Here is a 19,223-nt window from a genome sequence, read left to right as displayed (position 1 = left end):
GCCGGTACGTTACCGGCCGGGCCTCACCGTCGCAGCAGGTCGACGACCCCGGTCAGGTCCTCCTCGCCACCGCCGATCTCCAGCCTGCGCTCCATCAACCGGAAGTACGGCTCCAGCAGTTCGGCGCTCACCCCCTGCTCCTCGGCGGTGCCCAGCAGCGTCTGCCGGCCGGCCACCTGCATCGCCAGGTTGGACACCACGCCCTGGGTGTAGTCGCCGCTCTCCAGCTGCTCCGCGGTCCTGGCCACCGAGCCGGACATCGCGGCGAGCCAGCCGCCCAGCAGCGGCGCCAGCTCGCCCGGTGCCACGTCCTCGCCGCGGACCAGCGCGAAGGCGTGCGCGATCCCGGCGAACATCCCGTACATCCCGCTGAGCAGCGCCACGTCGTGCAGCGCCGCGTACCCGGCGTCCGCGCCCACGTACCGGATGCCGGCCGGGACGGCGAGCGTGACCCCGTGCTCCTCGAACAGCTCGGACGAGCCGCTGTAGAACACGTACGCCCCGGCCGCCGGGACACCGATCATCGGCGGGACGGCCATGATCCCGCCGTCCAGGTAGCGGGCGCCTCGCTCCTCGGCCCAGGCGGCGCGGGCGCGGGCCTGCGCGGGGGTGCTGGTGACCAGGTTGACCAGGTCCTTGCCGGTCAGGTCGACGCCGTCCAGCGCCGCCGGCACGGAGGCGTCGTCGAGCAGGCAGACGACGACCAGCCGGTTCGCGGCGACCGCCTCCGCGGCGGTGGCGGCGACGGCGGCACCGCGGGCGGCGAGCCCCTCGGCGCGGGCGGCGGTGCGGTTCCAGACGGTCAGCGGGTGCCCGGCGGCGAGCCAGGCCCCGGCCAGCGCGGTACCCATCGCGCCGAGGCCGAGCAGGGTGAGCGGGGTGGACGGGGTGTTCAGGGCGGGCGTGGTCTCGGACGCGTTCTCAACGGGGTTGGTTGCCATGGCAGTCAGCCTCCGCGCTGCCCCCGGAAACGATCAAGTACGCACTTCGGAGTGGGTGGTTACCCTGGGGTCAGTATCCAGGTCGGAGGTTCGGAAGGGGTGGGCATGGCGACCGTGCCGAGGCCGGGGGCGTACATCTGCGGGACGGACGCCGCGATGGACGTGATCGGCGGCAAGTGGAAGGTGTCGATCCTCTGGGCCCTGGGCGAGCGCCCGCGCTGCCGCTTCGGCGAGCTGCGCCGGCTGCTGCCGGGGATCACCGAGAAGGTCCTGGCCGCGCACCTGCGCGAGATGGAGGCGCACGGCATCGTGCACCGGGAGGCGTACGAGGAGGTGCCGCCGCGGGTCGAGTACGCGCTGACCGAGGCGGGGCACCGCCTCAACACGGCGCTGGGGCCGCTGGGCGCCTGGGGCCGGGAGCACCTCCTGGGCGGGGCGCCGCACCCGGCGTAGCGCCGCCCCCCGGTGCGCCGTACCCGACGTGGCGCGGCCCGGGGAAGGGCCCTACGCGATCGCGGCCGACACCACCGCCGCCACCGCGATGTTGCAGGAGGCGGACACCCACACCGCCGGGTGCGGCTCCGGCTCGACCAGGATCGCGCCGAGCTTTCCCGGCGTCAGCAGGTCCACCAGCCAGAACGCGACGGCCATCAGCACCAGCCCGAGCAGGCCGTAACAGGCCGTCGACAGCAGGCCCTTGGCGAAGTCGGCGTAGGTGTACATGATCGCGGTGAAGACGATGCCGCCGATGCCGAGCAGCGCGGAGCTGAGCAGGACGGCGGCGTTGCGGTTGCGCTCGACCCAGATCTGGTGGCCGAGCCTGCCGGGCGTCAGCAGGTCGACCAGTCCGATGCCGAGGAGCAGCAGCACCACGCCGAGGGCGCCGTAGGCCGCCGCCGCACCGAGCCCGTGCAGGATGTCGTTCATCGTGGTTCCAGCCCCCGGTCCGCTCACGCCAGCCCCCGACCGGCTGGTCAGGGCCCCCGACCGCCTTGGTCAAGGGTTGGCAAAAGATACCCCACCCGGGTGAGGGGCGGACCGGGATCCGGAAACCGGGGACGGGTCAGTCGTCCTCGTGCACCAGGTGGTCGACGCAGGCCGCGACGGCCAGCAGCAGGCCGGTGTCCGCGCCGTCGGCGATCTCCACCCCGTAGGTGTCGCGGATCCGGAACCACTTGCGGCTGATCCGGGCCAGGTCGTCGCCGTGCTGGTTCTCGATCCGGTAGTCCTTGTCGATCAGGTTGCCGTGGATCTTCAGCTCGCCGCCGGAGGCCAGCTCCACCAGGTACTTGTCCCGGAACGGGGTGAACAGCTTCTCCCGGACGGTGGCGACCACCTCGCCGTCGGCGTCCTCGATCTTCATCGCGTCGCGGACGGTGAGCATCTTCTCCTTCACCACCGCGACCACCCGCCCGTGCGCGTCCTTCAGCTCGAAGGTGTCCCGCAGCCGCAGCACCTTGCCGTCCACCAGGTACGCCTTGCGGCCCCGGTCGTCCTCGATCCAGTAGTCGTCGCCGACCGCGAACAGCTTCTCCCTGACCAGGTACCGCACCTGCGACCTCCTCGTGTTGACGTCCGCCCCATTCGACCCCGGACCCCCGGCCGCGGGAAAGCACCGCCACGGGACGGCCGACCGGAAACCCCGTCGCACAACGGCCTCCGATCCCCTTCAATACGGCCATGCACCCTGACCTCACCACCGCCGAACTGCGCAGCGAGCGCCTCGACCTGCTGCCGATCGCCCCCGGGCACGCCGAGGAGCTGGCGGCCGCGCTCGCCGACCCGGCCCTGCACGCCTTCACGGGCGGCCGCCCGGCCACCGTCGAGGAGCTGCGCGCCCGCTGCGCCCGGCTCGCCGCCGGCTCCCCCGACCCGGCCGAGGCCTGGGGCAACTGGGTGCTGCGGCTGCGCGCCGACGGCGCCCTCACCGGCTACGTGCAGACCACCGTCCGCCCCGACGGGGCCGAACTCGCCTGGGTGGTCGGCACCCCCTGGCAGCGCCGCGGCCTGGCCACCGAGGCCGCCCGCACCCTGCTCGCCCACCTCACCGCCGCCGGCGCCACCACCGCCGTCGCCCACATCCACCCCGACCACCACGCCTCCGCCAGGATCGCCACCGCCCTCGGCCTGCGCCGCACCGCCCACACCCAGGACGGCGAGACCCGCTGGCAGGCCGACCTCACCCGCCCGTAACCCCTCGCGGCCCGCGCGGTCACCATGCACTGGTCAGATCCTTGCGGCCCTCAGAGTTGATAAGTTCAATTAGCCGCTGATGGCATGTATCAACTCTGGGGAGAGCGACGTTGGCAGGACGAGGCAGGCCCAGTCGCAGTACCGTCTACAACCGACTCGCCGGCGCGCTGACCGAGCTGAACGAGCGCTTCGGCGGACTCCCCAGTCCCCGAGAAGCCCAGGAGATCTGGGACGACATCTGGCACCAGGAAGCACACCACTCCACCGCGCTTGAGGGCAACACCCTGGTCCTTCGCGAGGTGCAAGCACTCCTGGACCAGGGTCGAGCCGTCGGAGCGAAGCCGCTCAGCGAGTACAACGAGGTCCAGGGCTACGCTGACGCCGCCCGCTGGGTCTACGGCCAGGCACTGGAACCGGACGCTTGGCATGACGGCCGCCTCGTTACCCTCAGCGAGATCCGCCATATCCACCACGCGGCGATGACCCCGGTCTGGAACGTGGCACCTCACCCGGACGCGAGCGACCGCGAAGGCCCCGGCAACTTCCGCGAGCACGACATCGCCCCCTTCACCGAAGGCATGACGCCGCCACGCTGGCCGCTGGTGCCGGCACAGGTCGAGCAGTGGGTTACCGAGGTCTGTGCTCTTGGCCGGCTGATCGAGGACAGCACGGATCTCGACCGGCCCCTCCCCGAGGAACTGGCCAGGATCCACAACCAGTTCGAACGAGTCCACCCGTTCCTCGACGGGAACGGCCGAACCGGTCGACTCGTCATGAACCTTGTCCTCGTCCGCCTCGGGTATCCGCCGATCATCATCCTCAAGCGACAGCGGGACGCGTACCTGACCGCACTACGCAGGGCGGACGCGGGAGACTACGGCACCCTCGGCGAGCTGATCGCCCGGGCGATGGAGGACAATCTCAACCGCTTCATCGTCCCCAACGTGGCCGGCCCCGCGAGGATGGTCCCGCTCGCCGCACTCGTCGATGAAGAGCTGTCTCTCGCAGCGCTCCGGCAAGCAGCCCAGCGCGGTCGCCTGAACGCCGTGCAGGGCCCTGACGGAGTCTGGCGCTCGTCACGCAAGTCCGTCGCGGCGTACAAGGCCGCCAAACACCAGCGCAGGCCCCGCTCCACGGCATGACGCCCCGCCCTGGAATGCGGGCAGCGGGCGTGCGGTTTGATTGACGCATGGCATCTCGTGCACGTGTACGCGCCCCCGAACTGGTCGGGGCAGGCGGTTGGCTGAACACCGGCGGCAAGGAGCTCACGCTCGCCGACTTCCGGGGCAAGATCACCATCCTGGACTTCTGGACCTTCTGCTGCATCAACTGCCTGCACGTCCTGGACGAGCTGCGGGAGCTGGAGGAGGCGCACCGCGACACCGTGGTGATCGTCGGGGTGCACTCGCCGAAGTTCGTGCACGAGGCCGACCACCAGGCCGTGGTCGACGCCGTCGCCCGCTACGAGGTGCACCACCCGGTGCTGGACGACCCGGCGCTGGCCACCTGGAAGCAGTACGCCGTCCGGGCCTGGCCGACGCTGGTGGTGATCGACCCGGAGGGCTACGTGGTCGCCCAGCACGCCGGCGAGGGGCATGCCCACGCGCTCGCCCGGCTGGTCGAGGAGCTGGAGGCCGAGCACGCCGCGAAGGGCACGCTGCGCCGCGGCGACGGCCCGTACGTGGCGCCGGAGCCGACCGCGGGAAGCCTGAAGTTCCCCGGCAAGGCGGTCCGGCTGCCGAACGGCCACTTCCTGGTCGCCGACTCCGGCCACCACTCGCTGGTCGAGCTGGCCGAGGACGGCGAGACGGTGGTGCGCCGGATCGGCGACGGGCAGCGCGGACTGGTGGACGGCGACGGCTCGGACGGCGCCGGCCCGCGGTTCAGCGAGCCGCAGGGCCTCGCGCTGCTGCCGGAGGGCTCGGCGTACGACGTGGTCGTCGCGGACACCGTCAACCACGCCCTGCGCGGCGTCCGCCTCGCCGACGGCCTGGTGACCACCCTGGCCGGCACCGGCCGCCAGTGGTGGCAGGGCTCGGCCACCGAGGGCCCGGCCCGCGAGGTGGACCTCTCCTCGCCGTGGGACGTCGCCTGGTTCGACGGCCGGGTGTGGATCGCGATGGCCGGCGTGCACCAGCTGTGGTCGTTCGACCCGGCCGCCGACACGGTCGCGGTCGCGGCCGGCACCACCAACGAGGGCCTGGTGGACGGGCCCGCCGCCGAGGCCTGGTTCGCCCAGCCGTCCGGCCTCGCCGTCTCCGCGGACGGCGAGCGGCTCTGGGTCGCCGACTCCGAGACCTCCGCGCTGCGCTGGGTTTCACGTGAAACAGGGGCGGTCCGGACCGCCGTCGGCACCGGCCTGTTCGACTTCGGCCACCGCGACGGCGCGGCCGACCAGGCGCTGTTCCAGCACCCGCTGGGCGTCACCGTGCTGCCGGACGGCTCGGTGGCCGTCGCCGACACCTACAACCACGCGCTGCGCCGCTACGACCCGGCGAGCGGTGAGGTCAGCACGCTGGCCACCGACCTGCGCGAGCCCTCCGGGGCGGTGCTGGTGGACGGCGACATCGTGGTGGTCGAGTCGGCCCGGCACCGGCTGACCAGGCTGCGGCTGCCGGAGGAGGCGGTACGGGTCGAGTCGGTGGCGCACCGCACCCGCCGCGCGGCCACCGAGGTCGCCCCGGGCGCCTTCCGGCTGGACGTGGTCTTCGAGGCGCCGAACGGCCAGAAGCTGGACGAGCGCTACGGCCCGTCCACCCGGCTGCTGGTCAGCTCGACCCCGCCCGAGCTGCTGGTCTCCGGCGCGGGCGCGGACACCGACCTCTCCCGTGAGCTGGTGCTCTCCGCCGAGGTCGCCGAGGGCGTGCTGCACGTCTCGGCGATGGCCGCCTCCTGCGACGACGACCCGGAGATCGAGTACCCGGCCTGCCACGTGCACCAGCAGGACTGGGGCGTGCCGGTGAAGCTGGTCGCCGACGGCGCCCGCCGCCTCCCGCTGGTCCTGGCCGGGATGGAGTAACCCGGAACAACGCTCGGCAGAACAGCGCGAAGGGGCCCGGCGGACGACCGCCGGGCCCCTTCCGCGTCCGCCGTCAGCCCTCCAGGAAGGCCTTGAGCGCGCTCGCCAGCAGGTACGGGTCCTCCGCGCCGCACAGTTCGCGCGCCGAGTGCATGGAGAGCGCCGCGATGCCGCAGTCCACCGTCTTGATGCCCAGCCGCGCCGCCGTGATCGGGCCGATCGTCGTACCGCAGGGCATGGCGTTGTTGGAGACGAAGGTCTGCCACGGCACGCCCGCCTTCTCGCAGGCGGCCGCGAACACCGCCCGCCCGACGCCGTCGGTCGCGTAGCGGTTGTTGACGTTGACCTTGAGGATCGGCCCGCCGTTCGGCATCGGGTGGTGGCCCGGCTCGTGCCGCTCGCTGTAGTTCGGGTGGACGGCGTGGCCCATGTCCGAGGAGAGGCAGACGGTGCCGGCGAGGGCCCGGGCCCGGTCCTCGGTGGTGCCGCCGCGCGCGTGCACCGTCCGGTCCAGCACGGTGCCGAGCAGCGGGCTCTGCGCGCCGGTGTCGGACTCGCTGCCGGTCTCCTCGTGGTCGAAGGCGGCCAGCACCGGGATGTACGGCAGGCTGGCGGCGCCCTCGGCGGTGGCGACGGCGGCGAGCGCGGCGGTGGCCGCGTGCACCGAGAGCAGGTTGTCCAGGCGCGGGGCGGCCAGCAGTTCGCGGTCGCGGCCCAGGTAGGAGGCGGGCTGGACGTCGTGGGTCATGAGGTCCCAGCCGGCCACGTCGGCGGCGTCCAGACCGGCCCGCTGGGCGACGTAGGAGATCAGCGCGCCCTCGTCGACCGGGCCGAGGCCCCAGATCGGGGTGAGGTGGCGCTGCTTGTCGAGCTTCATGCCCTCGTTGACCTGGCGGTCCAGGTGGATGGCGAGCTGCGGCACGCGCAGCAGCGGCTCGTCCAGCTGGACCAGCCGGGCGGTGCCGTCCTTGAGCGCGAGCCGGCCGGAGAGGCCGAGGTCGCGGTCCAGCCAGGTGTTCAGCGGGACGCCGCCGTAGATCTCCACGGCGACCTGCCGCCAGCCCTCCGAGCCGGTGTCCGGCACGGGCTTGACCCGCAGGTTGGGCGAGTCGGTGTGGGTGCCGACGATCCGGAACGGCGTCTCGGGGCCCGCTCCCTCCGGCAGGTACCAGGCGATCAGCGCGCCCCCGCGGATCAGGTAGCGCCCGCCGGCCGCGTCGTCCCACGCGTCCGTCTCGGCGACCTGCCGGAAGCCCGCCTTCTCCAGCCGCTCCGCGGCGCTCGCCACCGCGTGGTACGGGGAGGGTGAGGTGCCGAGGAACGCGATCAGGTCGTCGCTGTGCGTCCGGTCGAAGAATGCCTGGCGGGCGGCGGTCGACATGCTGCTCCTGGGTCGAGTGAGGGCCGAAGCCGGATGGGGAGTCGGCTTCGCACCTGAGCATATGCCCGTACACGGACAGGGCATTCGGAACACCTGGTTCGGTGCACGACCCGGACACGACCGTGAACCGCCGCGCACGGTCGGAGCTTTCCGCCGCCGGCCGCACGCCCGGACGCACACCCGGACCATGGCGCCGGACGCCCGCCCCGACCACGGCCCCGGACGCACCGAAGGGCCCGGTGGCAGCCGGGCCCTTCGGTGCGAGGGTGTGTCAGGCGGTTCGAGGGGTGCGCGGGCCCGGACGGGCCCGGCGGTCCCGGACGGGCCTAGAAGGCCTCCTCCGCCAGGTCCATGATCTCGTTGTCGATGCCCTCGGCGATCAGGCGCTGCGGGGTGACGGTCGGCAGGACGTTCTTGGCGAAGAAGCGGGCCGCCGCGACCTTGCCCTGGTAGAACGGGACGTCCTTCTCGGAGGCGCCGGCCTCCAGCTTGGCCAGGGCCACCACGGCCTGGCGCAGCAGCAGCCAGCCGACCACGACGTCGCCGGAGACCATCAGCAGGCGGGTGGTGTTCAGGCCCACCTTGTACATGTTCTTGACGTCCTGCTCGACCGAGGTCAGGTCGGCGATCAGCTTGCCGACGATGGCCGCCAGGTCCTCGGCGGCCTTGCCGAGCAGCTTGCGCTCGGCGGCCAGGGCGTCGCCGCCGGCGGCCGAGTCGACGAACTTCTGGATCTGCTCGGACAGCGCGGTCAGCGCCTGGCCGCCGTCCTTGACGATCTTGCGGAAGAAGAAGTCCTGGCCCTGGATCGCCGTGGTGCCCTCGTACAGGGTGTCGATCTTGGCGTCCCGGATGTACTGCTCGATCGGGTACTCCTGGAGGTACCCGGAGCCGCCGAAGGTCTGCAGCGACTGGGCGAGCTGCTCGTAGGACTTCTCCGAGCCGTAGCCCTTGACGATCGGCAGCAGCAGGTCGTTGAGGCGCTCGGCGGCCTCGTCGTGCTCGCCGCGCAGCTTGGCGGCCATCATGTCGTCCTGGGTGGACGCGGTGAACAGCACCAGCGCGCGCATGCCCTCGGCGTAGGCCTTCTGGGTCAGCAGCGAGCGGCGCACGTCCGGGTGGTGGGTGATGGTGACGCGCGGGGCGGTCTTGTCCAGGAACTGCGAGATGTCGGCGCCCTGCACGCGCTCCTTGGCGTACTCCAGGGCGTTCAGGTAGCCGGTGGAGAGGGTGGCGATGGCCTTCGTGCCGACCATCATCCGGGCGAACTCGATGATCTTGAACATCTGGCGGATGCCGTCGACCTTGTCGCCCAGCAGCCAGCCCTTGGCCGGGTGCTTGGCGCCGAAGGTCATCTCGCAGGTGTTCGAGGCCTTGAGGCCCATCTTGTGCTCGACGTTGGTGGCGTAGACGCCGTTGCGCTCGCCCAGCTCGCCGGTCTCCCAGTCGAAGTCGAACTTGGGGACGATGAACAGGCCCAGGCCCTTGGTGCCCGGCTTGCCGCCCTCGGGGCGGGCCAGCACCATGTGGATGATGTTCTCGGACATGTCGTGCTCGCCCGAGGTGATGAAGCGCTTGACGCCCTCGATGTGCCAGGAGCCGTCCTCCTGCTGGATCGCCTTGGTGCGGCCGGCGCCCACGTCGGAGCCCGCGTCGGGCTCGGTGAGGACCATGGTGGAGCCCCACAGGCGGTCGGTCATCCGCTTGGCGACCTCGAGCTGCTCCTCGGTGCCCTCCTCGGCGATGACGCCGGCGAAGGCCGGGCCGGAGGAGTACATCCAGATGGCCGGGTTGGAGCCCAGGATCTGCTCGGCGAAGGCCCAGATCAGCGAGTTCGGGGTGACCTGGCCGCCGATCGACTCCGGGATGCCCAGGCGCCACCACTCGGCGTCCATGAAGGTCTGGTAGCTCTTCTTGAAGGTGGCCGGGATCGGCGCGGTGCTGGTCTCCGGGTCGAAGACCGGCGGGTTGCGGTCGGTGTCGGCGTAGGACGCCGCGAGGTCGTTCTCGGCGAGGCGCGCGATCTCGCTGAGGATGTTCTTCGCGGTCTCGACGTCCATGTCCGCGAACGGTCCGGTGCCGTACACCTGCTCGCGGCCGAACACCTCGAAGAGGTTGAACTCCACGTCCCGCAGGTTGGACTTGTAGTGACCCATGGCCGTTATCTCCGGTTCGTCGCTTCCGGGAGACCGCCGCGTTCCGGCGTCCCGTACCCACCAGTAGGCATCATGATGCTACCCAGCGGTAACTTGGGCAAGCCCCCGCCGGCGAATCCGCTATGAACGTGGTCACGTCCCACAGCCGACGCGGCCACTCCTTGTCAGGATCGGTGCCAGCGGAGAGGGGTGCGCTCCCGCTAGCCTGTCCGTGTGTACGGATATGACCAGAACACATACCCGGGCGACCCCTACCAGCAGCAGGCGGGACCGCAGCAGGGCATGAACGGCATGCCCGGACCCGACGCCTACGGCGGGCAGTCGCAGGCCCCCCAGCAGTCCCTGTACCCCGAACCCTCGCCGCCCTCACTCGCGGACGCCGTCCGGGCCTTCACCACCGGCTCGATGGCGGTCGAGGACTTCCAGGCGATCTTCATCACCTCGAAGGTGCACTGCCCCCGCGGCGACCGCCCCGGCTTCCTGGCGCTGCACAACACCCCGACGCCGGTGATCCCGATGTTCAGCTCGCTGAAGGAGCTGCGCCGCTACGCCGGCAAGGACTCCAAGCACTTCACCGTCACCGGCGCCGAGGTCCTGGACCTACTGCCGACCGGCTACGGCTTCGCGCTGGACATGGAGGGCGAGCACCGGATGGTGTTCGACGCCAAGGCCGTCGAGCAGATGGTCGACTTCACGATGCGCCGGATGTACGGCTGAGCCATGCTGGACGAGGAGCCCTGCGCTCCTCCGTCACTACATAGTTCAACTTTCAACTTGCTTGTTGTTGAGGATTGAACTAATCTCATGGATGTAGGCCAGACACCCCCCGAAGGAGGCCGACATGCCCGCCGTGACCGTCGACAACCCGCTGACCCTCCCGCGCGTCACCACGCCGGACCCCGCCGTCACGAGCGCACGGCCGGTCCTCACCGTGGCGACCGCCCCCGAGGGCTACGAGGGCGAGGGCTTCCCCGTCCGCCGCGCCTTCGCCAGGATCAACCAGAAGTACCTCGACCCGTTCATCATGATGGACCAGATGGGCGAGGTGGACTACGCGGCCGGCGAGCCCAAGGGCACCCCCTGGCACCCGCACCGCGGCTTCGAGACCGTCACGTACATCATCGACGGAACGTTCATCCACCGGGACTCGCACGGCGGTGGCGGCACCATCACCGACGGCGACACCCAGTGGATGACGGCCGGCTCCGGCCTCCTGCACATCGAGACCCCGCCGGAGTCCCTGGTGCAGTCCGGCGGCCTCTTCCACGGCCTCCAGCTGTGGGTCAACCTGCCCGCCTCGGACAAGATGATCACCCCGAAGTACCAGGACATCCGCGGCGGCAGCGTCAAGCTGCTCAGCACCGAGGACGGCGGCGCGCTCCTGCGCGTCATCGCCGGCGAGCTGGACGGCCACCAGGGCCCGGGCACCACCTTCACCCCGATCACCATGATCCACGCCTCGATCAACCCCGGCGCCCAGATCACCCTGCCCTGGCGCGCCGACTTCAACGCCCTCGCCTACGGCCTCGCCGGCAACGGCTCGGCCGGCACCGAGCACCGCCCCTTCCACCGGGGCCAGGCCGTCGTCTTCGGCGACGGCGACTCGATCACCCTGCGCGCCGACGAGAAGCAGGACTCCCGCGACAACAACTTCGAGGTCGTCCTCCTCGGCGGCCTCCCGATCCGCGAACCCGTCGCCCACTACGGCCCGTTCGTGATGAACAGCCACCGCGAGCTCCAGCAGGCCATGGAGGACTTCCAGGCCGGCCGCCTCGGCACCATCCCCGCCGACGGCCACTGAGCCCGCCCGCTCGCGAGGGCCCGGACCGCACCCGGTCCGGGCCCTCGCGCGTCCACCGCCTACAGCAGCGCGTACAGGGCCGAGGCGTCGTCGTGCGTCTTGCCGCGCGGCCAGCGCTCGCAGCCGGCGTCCGCCCGCTCCACCGCCCGGACCTGGGCGATCAGCTCGCCCGGCCCGGACTCGGCGAGCAGCCGCAGCACGTCGCCCCAACTGCCCAGCCCGAAGCGCTCGGTGTAGCGCGAGGCGCCGTCGGTGAGGGCGGCCAGCGCGTGCAGCCGGTCCAGCCGGACGGAGCCGGTCTCGGCGTGCTCGGCCGCCCGAGGGCTGGCGGCGGCGATCCACGGTCCGTTGCCCCGGTTGCGGGCGGCGCGCACGGCCAGCACGTACTCCAGGTGCAGCGCGGCCCGCTCGGCCGAGCCGGGGACGGTCTCCCAGACCTGCCGGCGCAGCTCCTCGCCGCCGGGGAAGCGCTGGTTGTCCCCGATCACCTTCGGCGGGCCGTCCTTGAACTCCAGCACCAGCAGGGAGTCGCCGAGCACCAGGTACTCCAGCGCCTCGCCGTGCCGCCGGGCCGCGACGACCATCGCGGCGGGGGTGTTCGGGTGGGCCAGGTCGCAGCGGCCGCCGTGCAGCGCGGCCGTCTCCACGATGGCGTCGGCCAGGCAGTCGGCGATCGAGCGGTCCGCCCGGTCGGTGAGCCGGGCGAGCAGGTGCACGCCCAGCCGGCGCACGTACCAGGCCGTCCCGTGCCGGCACCCGGACTCCAGGCCGACCGGCGAGCTCGCGCCGTCCAGCAGGACCAGCGCCTCCGGCGAGGCCACCGCGAAGTCCTCGCTCTCGCGGTCGGGCCGCCGTGCTTCCCCTGCGAGCTGTAGCTGCATCCCGACAGTGTGGCCGCCGCCCCCGGCCCGCGCCCAGACCCGTGCGCCGGTGTGGCGCGGGCCGGGGGCCGGCGCCCGGTGGCAGCCGGGGTGATTCGGCCATACCGTCGGACAGTGACCGGACGATTCGGCCAATCGGAGCGGGTCGGGTTTGGGATCACCTTCGGGTGTCCGGGCGGCCCGCGACTGACGAGGAGCGGAAGATGTTCTGGGAGTTCATCGTGTTGCTGGCCGCCTCGCTCGGCTTCCCGACCGCCGCACTGCTCTTCCTGATCGGCGGCCCGCGCTTCCCCGACGAGCAGCGCGGCCCCGAGAGCCGGGGCGCCGGGGCCGCCCGCCGCCCGTAGGGCCTGCCCGACCGCGGACGCGGGCCGAAGGCAGGCCCCGGGGTTTCCGGAATCCCCTGTGTTCCGGAAACCCCGGGGCTGTGTTCCGGAAGCCCCGGGGCGGACAGGGCCGTTACGGCTTCCAGGCCGGGTCGCGGCCGAGCAGTGCCAGGGCGCGGTCGAACCGGCCGGTGCCGCCGCCGGGTTCGAGCCCCGGGGCAAAGGCCCGGCCGGGTGCCCGGTGTTCCTCGGTGTTCGGGACGGCCTCGGTCACCGTCAGCAGCGCGGTGGCCAGCGCGTCGTCGCCGTCCACCGCGGCGACCAGCGCGTCCTGGGTGCCGAGCGCGGCGGCGACGTCCCAGCCGTGCACCAGGGTGTCCAGCAGGTGGAAGCCCACCGCCTGGGTGAGCGGGAAGGGGCCGCCGTCGCGGATCTCGGCCAGCCAGATCGGCCGGTCCGCGGTGGCCGCCTCCCGGAAGGCCTCGGTGAGGTCGGTCCCGGTGCGCCGGAAGGCGCCCGCCGGGTCGGCGCCGAGCGGGGCGTCCGCGAACAGCGCCAGGTCCGGCCCGGCGCCGCGGGCGGCCGCGGCGAAGCCCTGGTGCTGGCCGACGCAGTGCTCCAGCAGCTTGCGCAGTGTCCACCCCGCGCAGGGGGTGGGCAGGTCGAGCTGGTCCGGCCGTAGGCCGTCCACCACCTGGACGGCCAACTCCATGGCCTGTGCGTGCAGTTCGACGATCCTCATACGACAGCGACCTCCCGGCCGGCAGAGATGAATCCGATCACCTGATCAACAACGGTCGGCTCCGCGATAATCCTGCTGTGGCCCAGGCCCTGAGTGATGGTCAGCTCCAGCCGCTCCCCGTACGCCTCGCGCAGCCGGTACGCCTCGCTCGGTGGGACGACGGTGTCGCCCTCGTCGTGCACGACCAGGACCGGCCCGTCGACCGCCTCGACCCGGCGGGCCGCGTCGAAGCGCTCCCAGCCCCCGGCGTCCCCGCCGAACAGCTCCCGCTCGATCCGCTCCCGCAGCGCCCGCTCGACCTCGGCGTCCAACCCGAGCCCGGCACAGAAGGCGGCCGGGAAGAAGCCCACCCGGGACACCCCGGAGACGGCCGCCAGCCGGCCCGCCCGCAGGCCGTCGGCCAGCGCCCCGAAGGCCGCGCAGACACCCAGCGAGTGCGCCAGCACGGCCTCGAACGGCCCGTACCGCTCCTGGAGACTCAGCGCGAGCTCGCGGTACTCCGGCACGCCGGTGGTCCGGCCGCCGGAGTCGCCGTGGCCCGGCGCGTCGAAGGCGACGACGCTCAGCCCGAGCGCCCGCAGCCGGGGCACGTACGGGGCGAACCGGGAGGCCCGGGAGCGCCAGCCGTGCAGCAGCAGGACCGGCCGCTCGCCGCTGCCCCAGCGGTAGCCGACCACCGCCTTGCCGTTCACGGCGAGCCGCTCGGTGGCCGCCCGTCCGTGCACCTCCCGCTCCGACGCGCGCACCCTGCTGCGCCGGACCGGGTGCGTGAACAGCTCGAAGGCGGCCCGCCCGGCCAGGCCGGGGGCGAACCGGGCGGTGGGGTTGAGGGTCGTACGGATCAGTCCGCGGGTCGGGTCCATCGGGTCTCCCTGCTCTCGCGCTCCTTGTCCTGCCTCGTTCGCGGCGAGATATTAGCACGACCGTTCGTGCAGTTTTAGGGTTCTCCGGGGCCGCCCCGATGCACCCACTACCCTGGGCGGCACGCAGGGCGAGCAGAACAGACGAGCAGAACAGGGGCGCGGACGATGGCCGGAACGACCACGGACGGACGGGTCCTGCGCGGCGAGGAGACCCGCCGCGCGGTGCTGCGCCGCGCCGTCGGGATCGCCTCCGTCGAGGGCCTGGACGCGCTCTCCATCGGCCGCCTCGCCACCGACCTCGGGCTCAGCAAGAGCGGCGTCTTCGCCGGCTTCGGCTCCAAGGAGGAGCTGCAGCTGGCCACCGTCCGCGCCGCCCGCCGGATCTTCGCCGACGCCGTCGTCGCCCCGGTCGCCGACACCCCGCCCGGCCTCGCCAGGGCCCGCGCCCTCTGCGAGAGCTGGCTGGCCTACTCCCGCGCCCGAGTCTTCCCCGGCGGCTGCTTCTTCTACGAGGTCACCGCCGAGTTCGACGCCCGCCCCGGCGCCGTCCGGGACGCCCTGGCCGGCTGCGCCCGGGAGTGGTCCGACACCGTCGTCGAGACCCTCGCCGCCGCCCGGGCGGCCGGCGCCCTGCGCCCCGACACCGACCTCGGGGACCTCGCCTTCGCCCTGATCGCCGTCCTGGAGACGGCCAACTCCCAGGCCGTGCTGCACGACGAGGACACCCCGTACGAGCGGGCCGGCCGCCTGCTGCTGCGCCTGCTGCGCGCCGAGGCCGCCGACCCGGCCGACCCGGCGCTCGCCTAACGCTCCGTCAGCACCCTTTCAATGAAGGCTGCTTGGGCCAGCAGAAGCTCGTCCCCGCCGGGCGCGCCGACCACCTGGAGGCCCAGCGGCAGCCCGTCCCCGGTCCGCCCGGCCGGCAGGCTCAGCGCCGGGCGCCCGAGGAAGCTCCACGGCAGCGACATCACCGCGTCCCCCGTGCTGTGCAGGCCCTCCGGCGCCCCGCCGGTCGCCGAGGGCGCCAGCCACAGGTCCACCCCGGCCGCCGCGCCCGCCGCGGCCACCCGCTCGCGCAGCCGCTCCCGGAACCGCAGGGCGGCCTCCCGGTCCTCGGCCGCGACGCCCCGGCCGACCCGGATGCCCGCCGCCGTCTCCGGCCGGTAGAGCCCGCCGAAGCGGGCGAACCAGTCGGCGTGGCCGCGGGCCAGCTCGAAGCGGTTGACCGTCTGCAGCTGCCGGACGACCTCGGCGAAGTCCGGGAACAGCTCGACCCGGCGCACCGTGAGCCCGGCCCGCGCCAGCCGGGCCAGCTGCTCCTCGAAGGCGCGCAGCGCGGCCGGCTCGGCGCACTCCAGGTACGTCCCGTCCGGCACCCCGAGCACGGGCGGCCGGACCTCCCCGGCACCGATCCGGTCCGGGGAGGGAAGCCGGCCGTCGCCCCGCCAGTCGTCGCAGAGCAGCGGGGCCGCCAGGGCCGCGCCCGCCAGGTCGGCGGTGAAGGTCCCCAGGGTGTCGAGGCTCGGCGCGTTCGGGATCACCCCCGCGATCGGGATCCGCCCGTACGTCGGCCGGAAGCCCACCACCCCGCAGTACGCGGCCGGGCGGATCACCGAGCCGACCGTCTGGGTGCCGATCGCCAGCGGCACCAGCCCGGCCGCGACCGCCGCCGCCGAACCGCTGCTGGAGCCGCCCGGGGTGTGCCCCGGACGGTGCGGATTGCGGGTCGGACCGGGGGCGCTCGCGGCGAACTCGGCGGTCACCGTCTTGCCCGCGACCATCGCCCCCGCCGCCAGCAGCCGGTCCACCACCACGGCCTGCGGCCCGGCCAGCACCCCGGGCGGCAGCGCCGAACCGCCGTGCGTGGGCAGCCCGTCCACGTGCACGATGTCCTTGACGCCCACCGCCACCCCGTACAGCGGCGGCCGCCGGTCGGGCTCCGGGTACCGCGCGGCCAGCTCGCGCGCCCGCGACCGCAGCCGGTCGTACCGCCCGGGCTCCGGCACGAACGCGTGGATCAGCGGGTCCACCCGCTCGACCAGCGCGCACAACCGGTCCACGTACTCGGGGAGTTCCGGCACACCGGCGCGCAGCCCGGCGGCCTCATCGGTCAACGGCGACGGCCGGACGAGGGATTCCTCCATGCCGAGCACGGTAGCGCCGTTTACGGGTGCTCGGCCGCCAGGTACGGCGCCTCGCGCAGGAAGTACGCCCCGCAGGTGTGGCAGCACAGCTCCGGGGTCTTCCCCCAGTCCACCGCCTCCCGCACCCGCGCGGCCGGGTCGAGCTCGCGGCCGCACATCGCCACACTCTCCTCGCCCCGGACCATGTGCCACAGCCGCACCCCGCCGGCCTCGCCGCCGGCGCCGTACTCGGCCCGCATCTGGTGCATCATGCCCCCATCGTCCGACCGTCGCGCGCACCCGGCAACCGGAGCGGAACCGCCGATCGGCGGCCCGTACGGCCCACCCCCGGCCGGCTCACCGCGGACATCCGGAGCGTCTCTCTCCGTAACATCCACGTTGACTGGGCCTACCGCCCGGCCGAGACTTGTCGTGCGTACGCTCCACACTCGGCTACGGGGGGAACCGATGGGCGATGCACAGCTTTTGACGATCGATCATCTTTCGAGAATGCGCGCGGCGGCCGACCGGGTCAGGGGGCTCTCCCAGCGCCGCGCCCAAGTCCTCGAACTCATCGGAACCGACCTGTCCAACCAGGAGATCGCCGCCGAACTGCGGATCGAGGAGCGGACCGTCAAGGCGCACACCGCCGCCCTGTTCGAGCAGCTCGGCGTGTGCTCGCGCATCCAACTGGCCCAGGCGGCCCTGCTATTCCGGCTGGAGGACTGTACCTGAGGACACTGGTGGACCGTCCGGCCCGGTGCTGAGATGTCCTGGCCCCACTCGGGGCATCGGCAACTACCCTCCGCACCAAGAGAGATGGGACTCACCATGCTCAAGAACCGCATGGGCCGCGTGGCCACCGTGGCGGCCGCCGCCGTCGCCGCGCTGACCCTCGGCACCGGGGCCGCCAACGCCCTCTACGTCAGCGACTACACCACCGCCGCCAACATCCGCAGCGGCCCGTACACCAACTCCTCCATCAACGGCATCGGCTACCCGGGCCACGGCACCAACGACTGGTGCTTCACCAACGGCTCGACCGTCAACGGCTGGTCCTACTGGGACAGCAACACCGACCGGAACACCGGCGTCTGGGGCTACACCCACGAGGACTACATCTCCGGAGCCCGCACGGGCCAGACGACTCGCTGCTGATCCGCCCCACCGCACCACGGCCCTCTTCGCCCCACCGCTAATGGGGCGAAGAGGGCTCCGCCCGAGACTACCGGCCCGCCCACCCGATGAGGTCCACTCGTGAGGTCCCACCGCCGCACCGCCCTGGTCGTCGCCGCCACCGGGCTCGCCCTGCTCACCGGCTGCTCCTCCGGCGGGAGCGCCGCCCCGACCACCGGCGGAACCGGCGGCCAGGCCGCCGCGCCCGCCCTGACCGCGACGCCCACCCCGACGACCGTGGCCGACACCCAGCAGCTCCCGCTGCGGGCCTTCGCGGCGAGCCCCCAGGAACTGACCGGCATCGCGAAGGCGCAGGGCCTGCTCACCCAGGACTGCATGAAGCGGCTCGGCTTCGCCTCCTGGCAGCCGAACAACGCCGACCTCACCAAGGCCGGCAAGGACGACATGCCCACGCCGTACGGGTTCCTCAACGAGGCGCAGGCCGCCCAGTACGGGTTCCACCAGCCCGGCACCGCCGGAGGAGCCAAGGTCGGCAGCGGCAGTCCGATGAACCCCGCCGAGTTCACCGCGCTGTCCGGGCTGAAGTCCCCCACCGGCGGCGAACCGGCCGGCGGCAGCACCCCGCCCGGCGGCTGCACCGGCGAGGCCGACCGCAAGCTCAAGGGCGACAAGCCGCCCGCCGCCGACGTCTACGGGGACCTCACCGGCCAGTCGATGAACCGCACCAAGGCGGACGCCCGGGTGGTCGCCGCCACCACCGAATGGGCGTCCTGCATGAAGCAGCGGGGCTACGCCTACGGCAACCCCGAGAGCCTCAGCACCGAGTCCTGGGGCCCCACGGTGACCCAGCGGGAGATCGACACCGCCAAGGCCGACGTCGCCTGCACCCGGCAGACCAACCTCTCCGGCATCGCCTTCGGCGTCCAGAGCGCCATCCAGAAGCAGCTGATCGAGCAGCACGACAACGAGCTGAAGGCCTACCGCGCCGCCATCCAGTCCCAGCTCGACCAGGCGGCGACGGTGCTGCGGGAGCACGGCCAGTGAGCCGCGCCCGGCCCGGCCGCCCGGCGCGGACGGCCGCCGCCGCCCTGGCCTGCGCCGCCGTCCTGGCCGCCGCGGGCTGCTCCGGCACCTCCTCGGCCGCCCCGGACCGCACCACCGCCACCGGCCCGAACGGCGAGCGGCTGACCGCGGTCGGGGACGACCTGCGGCAGCCGTACCTCGCCTACTGGGACGAGTGGACGAAGGTCGCCCGGGCCGGCGACGTCGCCGCTGCGCCGCTGGACGCCCACGCCGACGAGCCCAACCTCTCCATCCTGCGCGCCTCGGTGGACCAACTGCGCCAGGAGGGGCAGCACATGAGCGGCGAGGTGAAGCACCGGCTGCTCGGCGTGCGGACCGACGGGGAGGCCCGCCGGCTGTACGACTGCGTCGACCTGAACGCCTGGCGGATCGTGGACGCGGGCACCGGCCACGAGATCAGCCAGGTCGGCCGACGACCCGAGCAGCTCAGCATCATGACGATGCGTCTGATCGACGGGGTGTGGAAGGTCACAGACATCCAGAACCCGCTGCCGTGCCCCGGGGGCACCGCCGCCCCGCCCCGCAGCAGCTGACCCCCGTCCGAGCGCGAAGCACCGGAAGACGTACCGGAAATGGA

At 72.8% G+C, this 19,223-nt stretch carries 22 protein-coding genes; 12 read left to right on the top strand and 10 right to left on the bottom strand.

Annotation, left to right across the window (positions count from 1 at the left end; translation table 11 throughout):
• Window positions 1–23 precede the first annotated feature (23 nt).
• Entirely contained in the window at window positions 24–941 is a 918-nt protein-coding gene (locus tag AMK13_RS11415; RefSeq protein WP_074002040.1) for an imine reductase family protein, read from the bottom strand.
• Between the two features lie 105 nt (window positions 942–1,046).
• On the opposite strand from AMK13_RS11415, the gene AMK13_RS11410 reads away from it, so the two are divergent.
• The gene (locus AMK13_RS11410) at window positions 1,047–1,394 is read left to right on the top strand and encodes a winged helix-turn-helix transcriptional regulator (RefSeq protein WP_074002039.1); all 348 of its coding nucleotides are present in this window, start codon (window positions 1,047–1,049) and stop codon (window positions 1,392–1,394) included.
• A 51-nt stretch (window positions 1,395–1,445) separates the two neighbouring features.
• Here AMK13_RS11410 and AMK13_RS11405 read toward each other — a convergent pair whose 3' ends face one another.
• On the bottom strand, window positions 1,446–1,868 hold the full coding sequence (locus AMK13_RS11405; protein WP_074002038.1) for a DUF350 domain-containing protein: 423 nt from the start codon (window positions 1,866–1,868) through the stop codon (window positions 1,446–1,448).
• Between the two features lie 136 nt (window positions 1,869–2,004).
• Window positions 2,005–2,493, bottom strand: a complete 489-nt coding sequence (locus AMK13_RS11400) for an LURP-one-related/scramblase family protein (protein WP_049651067.1) — start codon at window positions 2,491–2,493, stop codon at window positions 2,005–2,007.
• A gap of 128 nt (window positions 2,494–2,621) precedes the next feature.
• Between AMK13_RS11400 and AMK13_RS11395 the strand changes: the two genes are divergently transcribed.
• The 3 genes from AMK13_RS11395 to AMK13_RS11385 all read left to right on the top strand — a co-directional run bounded on the left by AMK13_RS11395 (window position 2,622) and on the right by AMK13_RS11385 (window position 6,153).
• Window positions 2,622–3,134 carry a GNAT family N-acetyltransferase gene (locus AMK13_RS11395; RefSeq protein ID WP_074002037.1) on the top strand — a complete coding sequence of 171 codons (513 nt, stop codon included), beginning with the start codon at window positions 2,622–2,624 and terminating at the stop codon, window positions 3,132–3,134.
• A gap of 110 nt (window positions 3,135–3,244) precedes the next feature.
• Window positions 3,245–4,276, top strand: a complete 1,032-nt coding sequence (locus AMK13_RS11390; RefSeq protein WP_074002036.1) for a Fic family protein — start codon at window positions 3,245–3,247, stop codon at window positions 4,274–4,276.
• A gap of 47 nt (window positions 4,277–4,323) precedes the next feature.
• The gene (locus tag AMK13_RS11385; RefSeq protein ID WP_074002035.1) at window positions 4,324–6,153 is read left to right on the top strand and encodes an NHL domain-containing thioredoxin family protein; all 1,830 of its coding nucleotides are present in this window, start codon (window positions 4,324–4,326) and stop codon (window positions 6,151–6,153) included.
• Window positions 6,154–6,226: 73 nt separating this feature from the next.
• Here AMK13_RS11385 and AMK13_RS11380 read toward each other — a convergent pair whose 3' ends face one another.
• Entirely contained in the window at window positions 6,227–7,534 is a 1,308-nt protein-coding gene (locus tag AMK13_RS11380; protein ID WP_074002034.1) for a M18 family aminopeptidase, read from the bottom strand.
• A gap of 326 nt (window positions 7,535–7,860) precedes the next feature.
• Window positions 7,861–9,690 (bottom strand): acyl-CoA dehydrogenase, encoded by a 1,830-nt coding sequence (locus AMK13_RS11375; protein WP_074002033.1) that lies wholly within the window; start codon window positions 9,688–9,690, stop codon window positions 7,861–7,863.
• Window positions 9,691–9,903: 213 nt separating this feature from the next.
• Here AMK13_RS11375 and AMK13_RS11370 point away from each other — a divergent pair, with 213 nt between their 5' ends.
• Window positions 9,904–10,407, top strand: coding sequence for an SseB family protein (locus AMK13_RS11370; RefSeq protein ID WP_049651062.1), 504 nt, complete (start codon window positions 9,904–9,906; stop codon window positions 10,405–10,407).
• 124 nt (window positions 10,408–10,531) lie between these two features.
• Window positions 10,532–11,491, top strand: coding sequence for a pirin family protein (locus AMK13_RS11365; protein WP_049651061.1), 960 nt, complete (start codon window positions 10,532–10,534; stop codon window positions 11,489–11,491).
• 59 nt (window positions 11,492–11,550) lie between these two features.
• On the opposite strand, the gene AMK13_RS11360 is transcribed toward AMK13_RS11365, so the two are convergent.
• A complete protein-coding gene (locus AMK13_RS11360) occupies window positions 11,551–12,372 on the bottom strand; it encodes a protein phosphatase 2C domain-containing protein (RefSeq protein ID WP_063780134.1) in 822 nt (273 codons plus the stop codon).
• Window positions 12,373–12,575: 203 nt separating this feature from the next.
• Here AMK13_RS11360 and AMK13_RS43445 point away from each other — a divergent pair, with 203 nt between their 5' ends.
• Window positions 12,576–12,719, top strand: coding sequence for a hypothetical protein (locus tag AMK13_RS43445; RefSeq protein WP_158077691.1), 144 nt, complete (start codon window positions 12,576–12,578; stop codon window positions 12,717–12,719).
• Between the two features lie 112 nt (window positions 12,720–12,831).
• Here the strand turns inward: AMK13_RS43445 and AMK13_RS11355 are convergent, their stop codons facing one another.
• The gene (locus tag AMK13_RS11355) at window positions 12,832–13,440 is read right to left on the bottom strand and encodes a TIGR03086 family metal-binding protein (RefSeq protein WP_074002032.1); all 609 of its coding nucleotides are present in this window, start codon (window positions 13,438–13,440) and stop codon (window positions 12,832–12,834) included.
• Entirely contained in the window at window positions 13,437–14,303 is an 867-nt protein-coding gene (locus AMK13_RS11350; protein ID WP_074002031.1) for an alpha/beta hydrolase, read from the bottom strand. Before AMK13_RS11350 ends, AMK13_RS11355 begins: the two co-directional genes overlap by 4 nt.
• Before the next feature lie 165 nt (window positions 14,304–14,468).
• On the opposite strand from AMK13_RS11350, the gene AMK13_RS11345 reads away from it, so the two are divergent.
• Window positions 14,469–15,110 (top strand): TetR/AcrR family transcriptional regulator, encoded by a 642-nt coding sequence (locus AMK13_RS11345; RefSeq protein WP_074002030.1) that lies wholly within the window; start codon window positions 14,469–14,471, stop codon window positions 15,108–15,110.
• Here the strand turns inward: AMK13_RS11345 and AMK13_RS11340 are convergent.
• Window positions 15,107–16,447: an amidase gene (locus AMK13_RS11340; RefSeq protein WP_074002029.1), complete on the bottom strand. Its 1,341-nt coding sequence runs from the start codon at window positions 16,445–16,447 to the stop codon at window positions 15,107–15,109. The two genes, AMK13_RS11345 and AMK13_RS11340, sit on opposite strands and share 4 nt — an antisense overlap.
• A 20-nt stretch (window positions 16,448–16,467) precedes the next feature.
• Window positions 16,468–16,698, bottom strand: a complete 231-nt coding sequence (locus tag AMK13_RS11335; RefSeq protein ID WP_049657159.1) for a hypothetical protein — start codon at window positions 16,696–16,698, stop codon at window positions 16,468–16,470.
• 238 nt (window positions 16,699–16,936) lie between these two features.
• Between AMK13_RS11335 and AMK13_RS43440 the strand changes: the two genes are divergently transcribed.
• From AMK13_RS43440 to AMK13_RS11315, 4 genes are all read left to right on the top strand, one after another.
• Entirely contained in the window at window positions 16,937–17,161 is a 225-nt protein-coding gene (locus AMK13_RS43440; RefSeq protein WP_049657156.1) for a response regulator transcription factor, read from the top strand.
• An 84-nt stretch (window positions 17,162–17,245) separates the two neighbouring features.
• A complete protein-coding gene (locus AMK13_RS11325) occupies window positions 17,246–17,584 on the top strand; it encodes a hypothetical protein (RefSeq protein WP_074002028.1) in 339 nt (112 codons plus the stop codon).
• A gap of 99 nt (window positions 17,585–17,683) precedes the next feature.
• Window positions 17,684–18,607, top strand: coding sequence for a hypothetical protein (locus AMK13_RS11320; protein ID WP_074002027.1), 924 nt, complete (start codon window positions 17,684–17,686; stop codon window positions 18,605–18,607).
• The gene (locus AMK13_RS11315; protein ID WP_074002026.1) at window positions 18,604–19,179 is read left to right on the top strand and encodes a hypothetical protein; all 576 of its coding nucleotides are present in this window, start codon (window positions 18,604–18,606) and stop codon (window positions 19,177–19,179) included. The genes AMK13_RS11320 and AMK13_RS11315 overlap by 4 nt, the downstream gene beginning before the upstream one ends.
• Window positions 19,180–19,223: the final 44 nt, after the last annotated feature.

Source organism: Streptomyces sp. CB02056 (genome assembly GCF_001905545.1).
Lineage (GTDB): Bacteria > Actinomycetota > Actinomycetes > Streptomycetales > Streptomycetaceae > Kitasatospora.
Note: the sequence above shows the minus strand (reverse complement) of the source record. Positions and strands in the feature narration are given on the sequence as shown.

What these genes read in the sequence shown, in the direction of transcription:
- AMK13_RS11415 (WP_074002040.1), bottom strand. Translation starts at nt 941, where the DNA reads ATGGCAACCAACCCCGTTGAGAACGCGTCCGAGACCACGCCCGCCCTG.
- AMK13_RS11410 (WP_074002039.1), top strand. Translation starts at nt 1,047, where the DNA reads ATGGCGACCGTGCCGAGGCCGGGGGCGTACATCTGCGGGACGGACGCC.
- AMK13_RS11405 (WP_074002038.1), bottom strand. Translation starts at nt 1,868, where the DNA reads ATGAACGACATCCTGCACGGGCTCGGTGCGGCGGCGGCCTACGGCGCC.
- AMK13_RS11395 (WP_074002037.1), top strand. Translation starts at nt 2,622, where the DNA reads ATGCACCCTGACCTCACCACCGCCGAACTGCGCAGCGAGCGCCTCGAC.
- AMK13_RS11385 (WP_074002035.1), top strand. Translation starts at nt 4,324, where the DNA reads ATGGCATCTCGTGCACGTGTACGCGCCCCCGAACTGGTCGGGGCAGGC.
- AMK13_RS11380 (WP_074002034.1), bottom strand. Translation starts at nt 7,534, where the DNA reads ATGTCGACCGCCGCCCGCCAGGCATTCTTCGACCGGACGCACAGCGAC.
- AMK13_RS11375 (WP_074002033.1), bottom strand. Translation starts at nt 9,690, where the DNA reads ATGGGTCACTACAAGTCCAACCTGCGGGACGTGGAGTTCAACCTCTTC.
- AMK13_RS11365 (WP_049651061.1), top strand. Translation starts at nt 10,532, where the DNA reads ATGCCCGCCGTGACCGTCGACAACCCGCTGACCCTCCCGCGCGTCACC.
- AMK13_RS11360 (WP_063780134.1), bottom strand. Translation starts at nt 12,372, where the DNA reads ATGCAGCTACAGCTCGCAGGGGAAGCACGGCGGCCCGACCGCGAGAGC.
- AMK13_RS43445 (WP_158077691.1), top strand. Translation starts at nt 12,576, where the DNA reads ATGTTCTGGGAGTTCATCGTGTTGCTGGCCGCCTCGCTCGGCTTCCCG.
- AMK13_RS11355 (WP_074002032.1), bottom strand. Translation starts at nt 13,440, where the DNA reads ATGAGGATCGTCGAACTGCACGCACAGGCCATGGAGTTGGCCGTCCAG.
- AMK13_RS11350 (WP_074002031.1), bottom strand. Translation starts at nt 14,303, where the DNA reads ATGGACCCGACCCGCGGACTGATCCGTACGACCCTCAACCCCACCGCC.
- AMK13_RS11345 (WP_074002030.1), top strand. Translation starts at nt 14,469, where the DNA reads ATGGCCGGAACGACCACGGACGGACGGGTCCTGCGCGGCGAGGAGACC.
- AMK13_RS11340 (WP_074002029.1), bottom strand. Translation starts at nt 16,447, where the DNA reads ATGGAGGAATCCCTCGTCCGGCCGTCGCCGTTGACCGATGAGGCCGCC.
- AMK13_RS11335 (WP_049657159.1), bottom strand. Translation starts at nt 16,698, where the DNA reads ATGATGCACCAGATGCGGGCCGAGTACGGCGCCGGCGGCGAGGCCGGC.
- AMK13_RS43440 (WP_049657156.1), top strand. Translation starts at nt 16,937, where the DNA reads ATGCGCGCGGCGGCCGACCGGGTCAGGGGGCTCTCCCAGCGCCGCGCC.
- AMK13_RS11325 (WP_074002028.1), top strand. Translation starts at nt 17,246, where the DNA reads ATGGGACTCACCATGCTCAAGAACCGCATGGGCCGCGTGGCCACCGTG.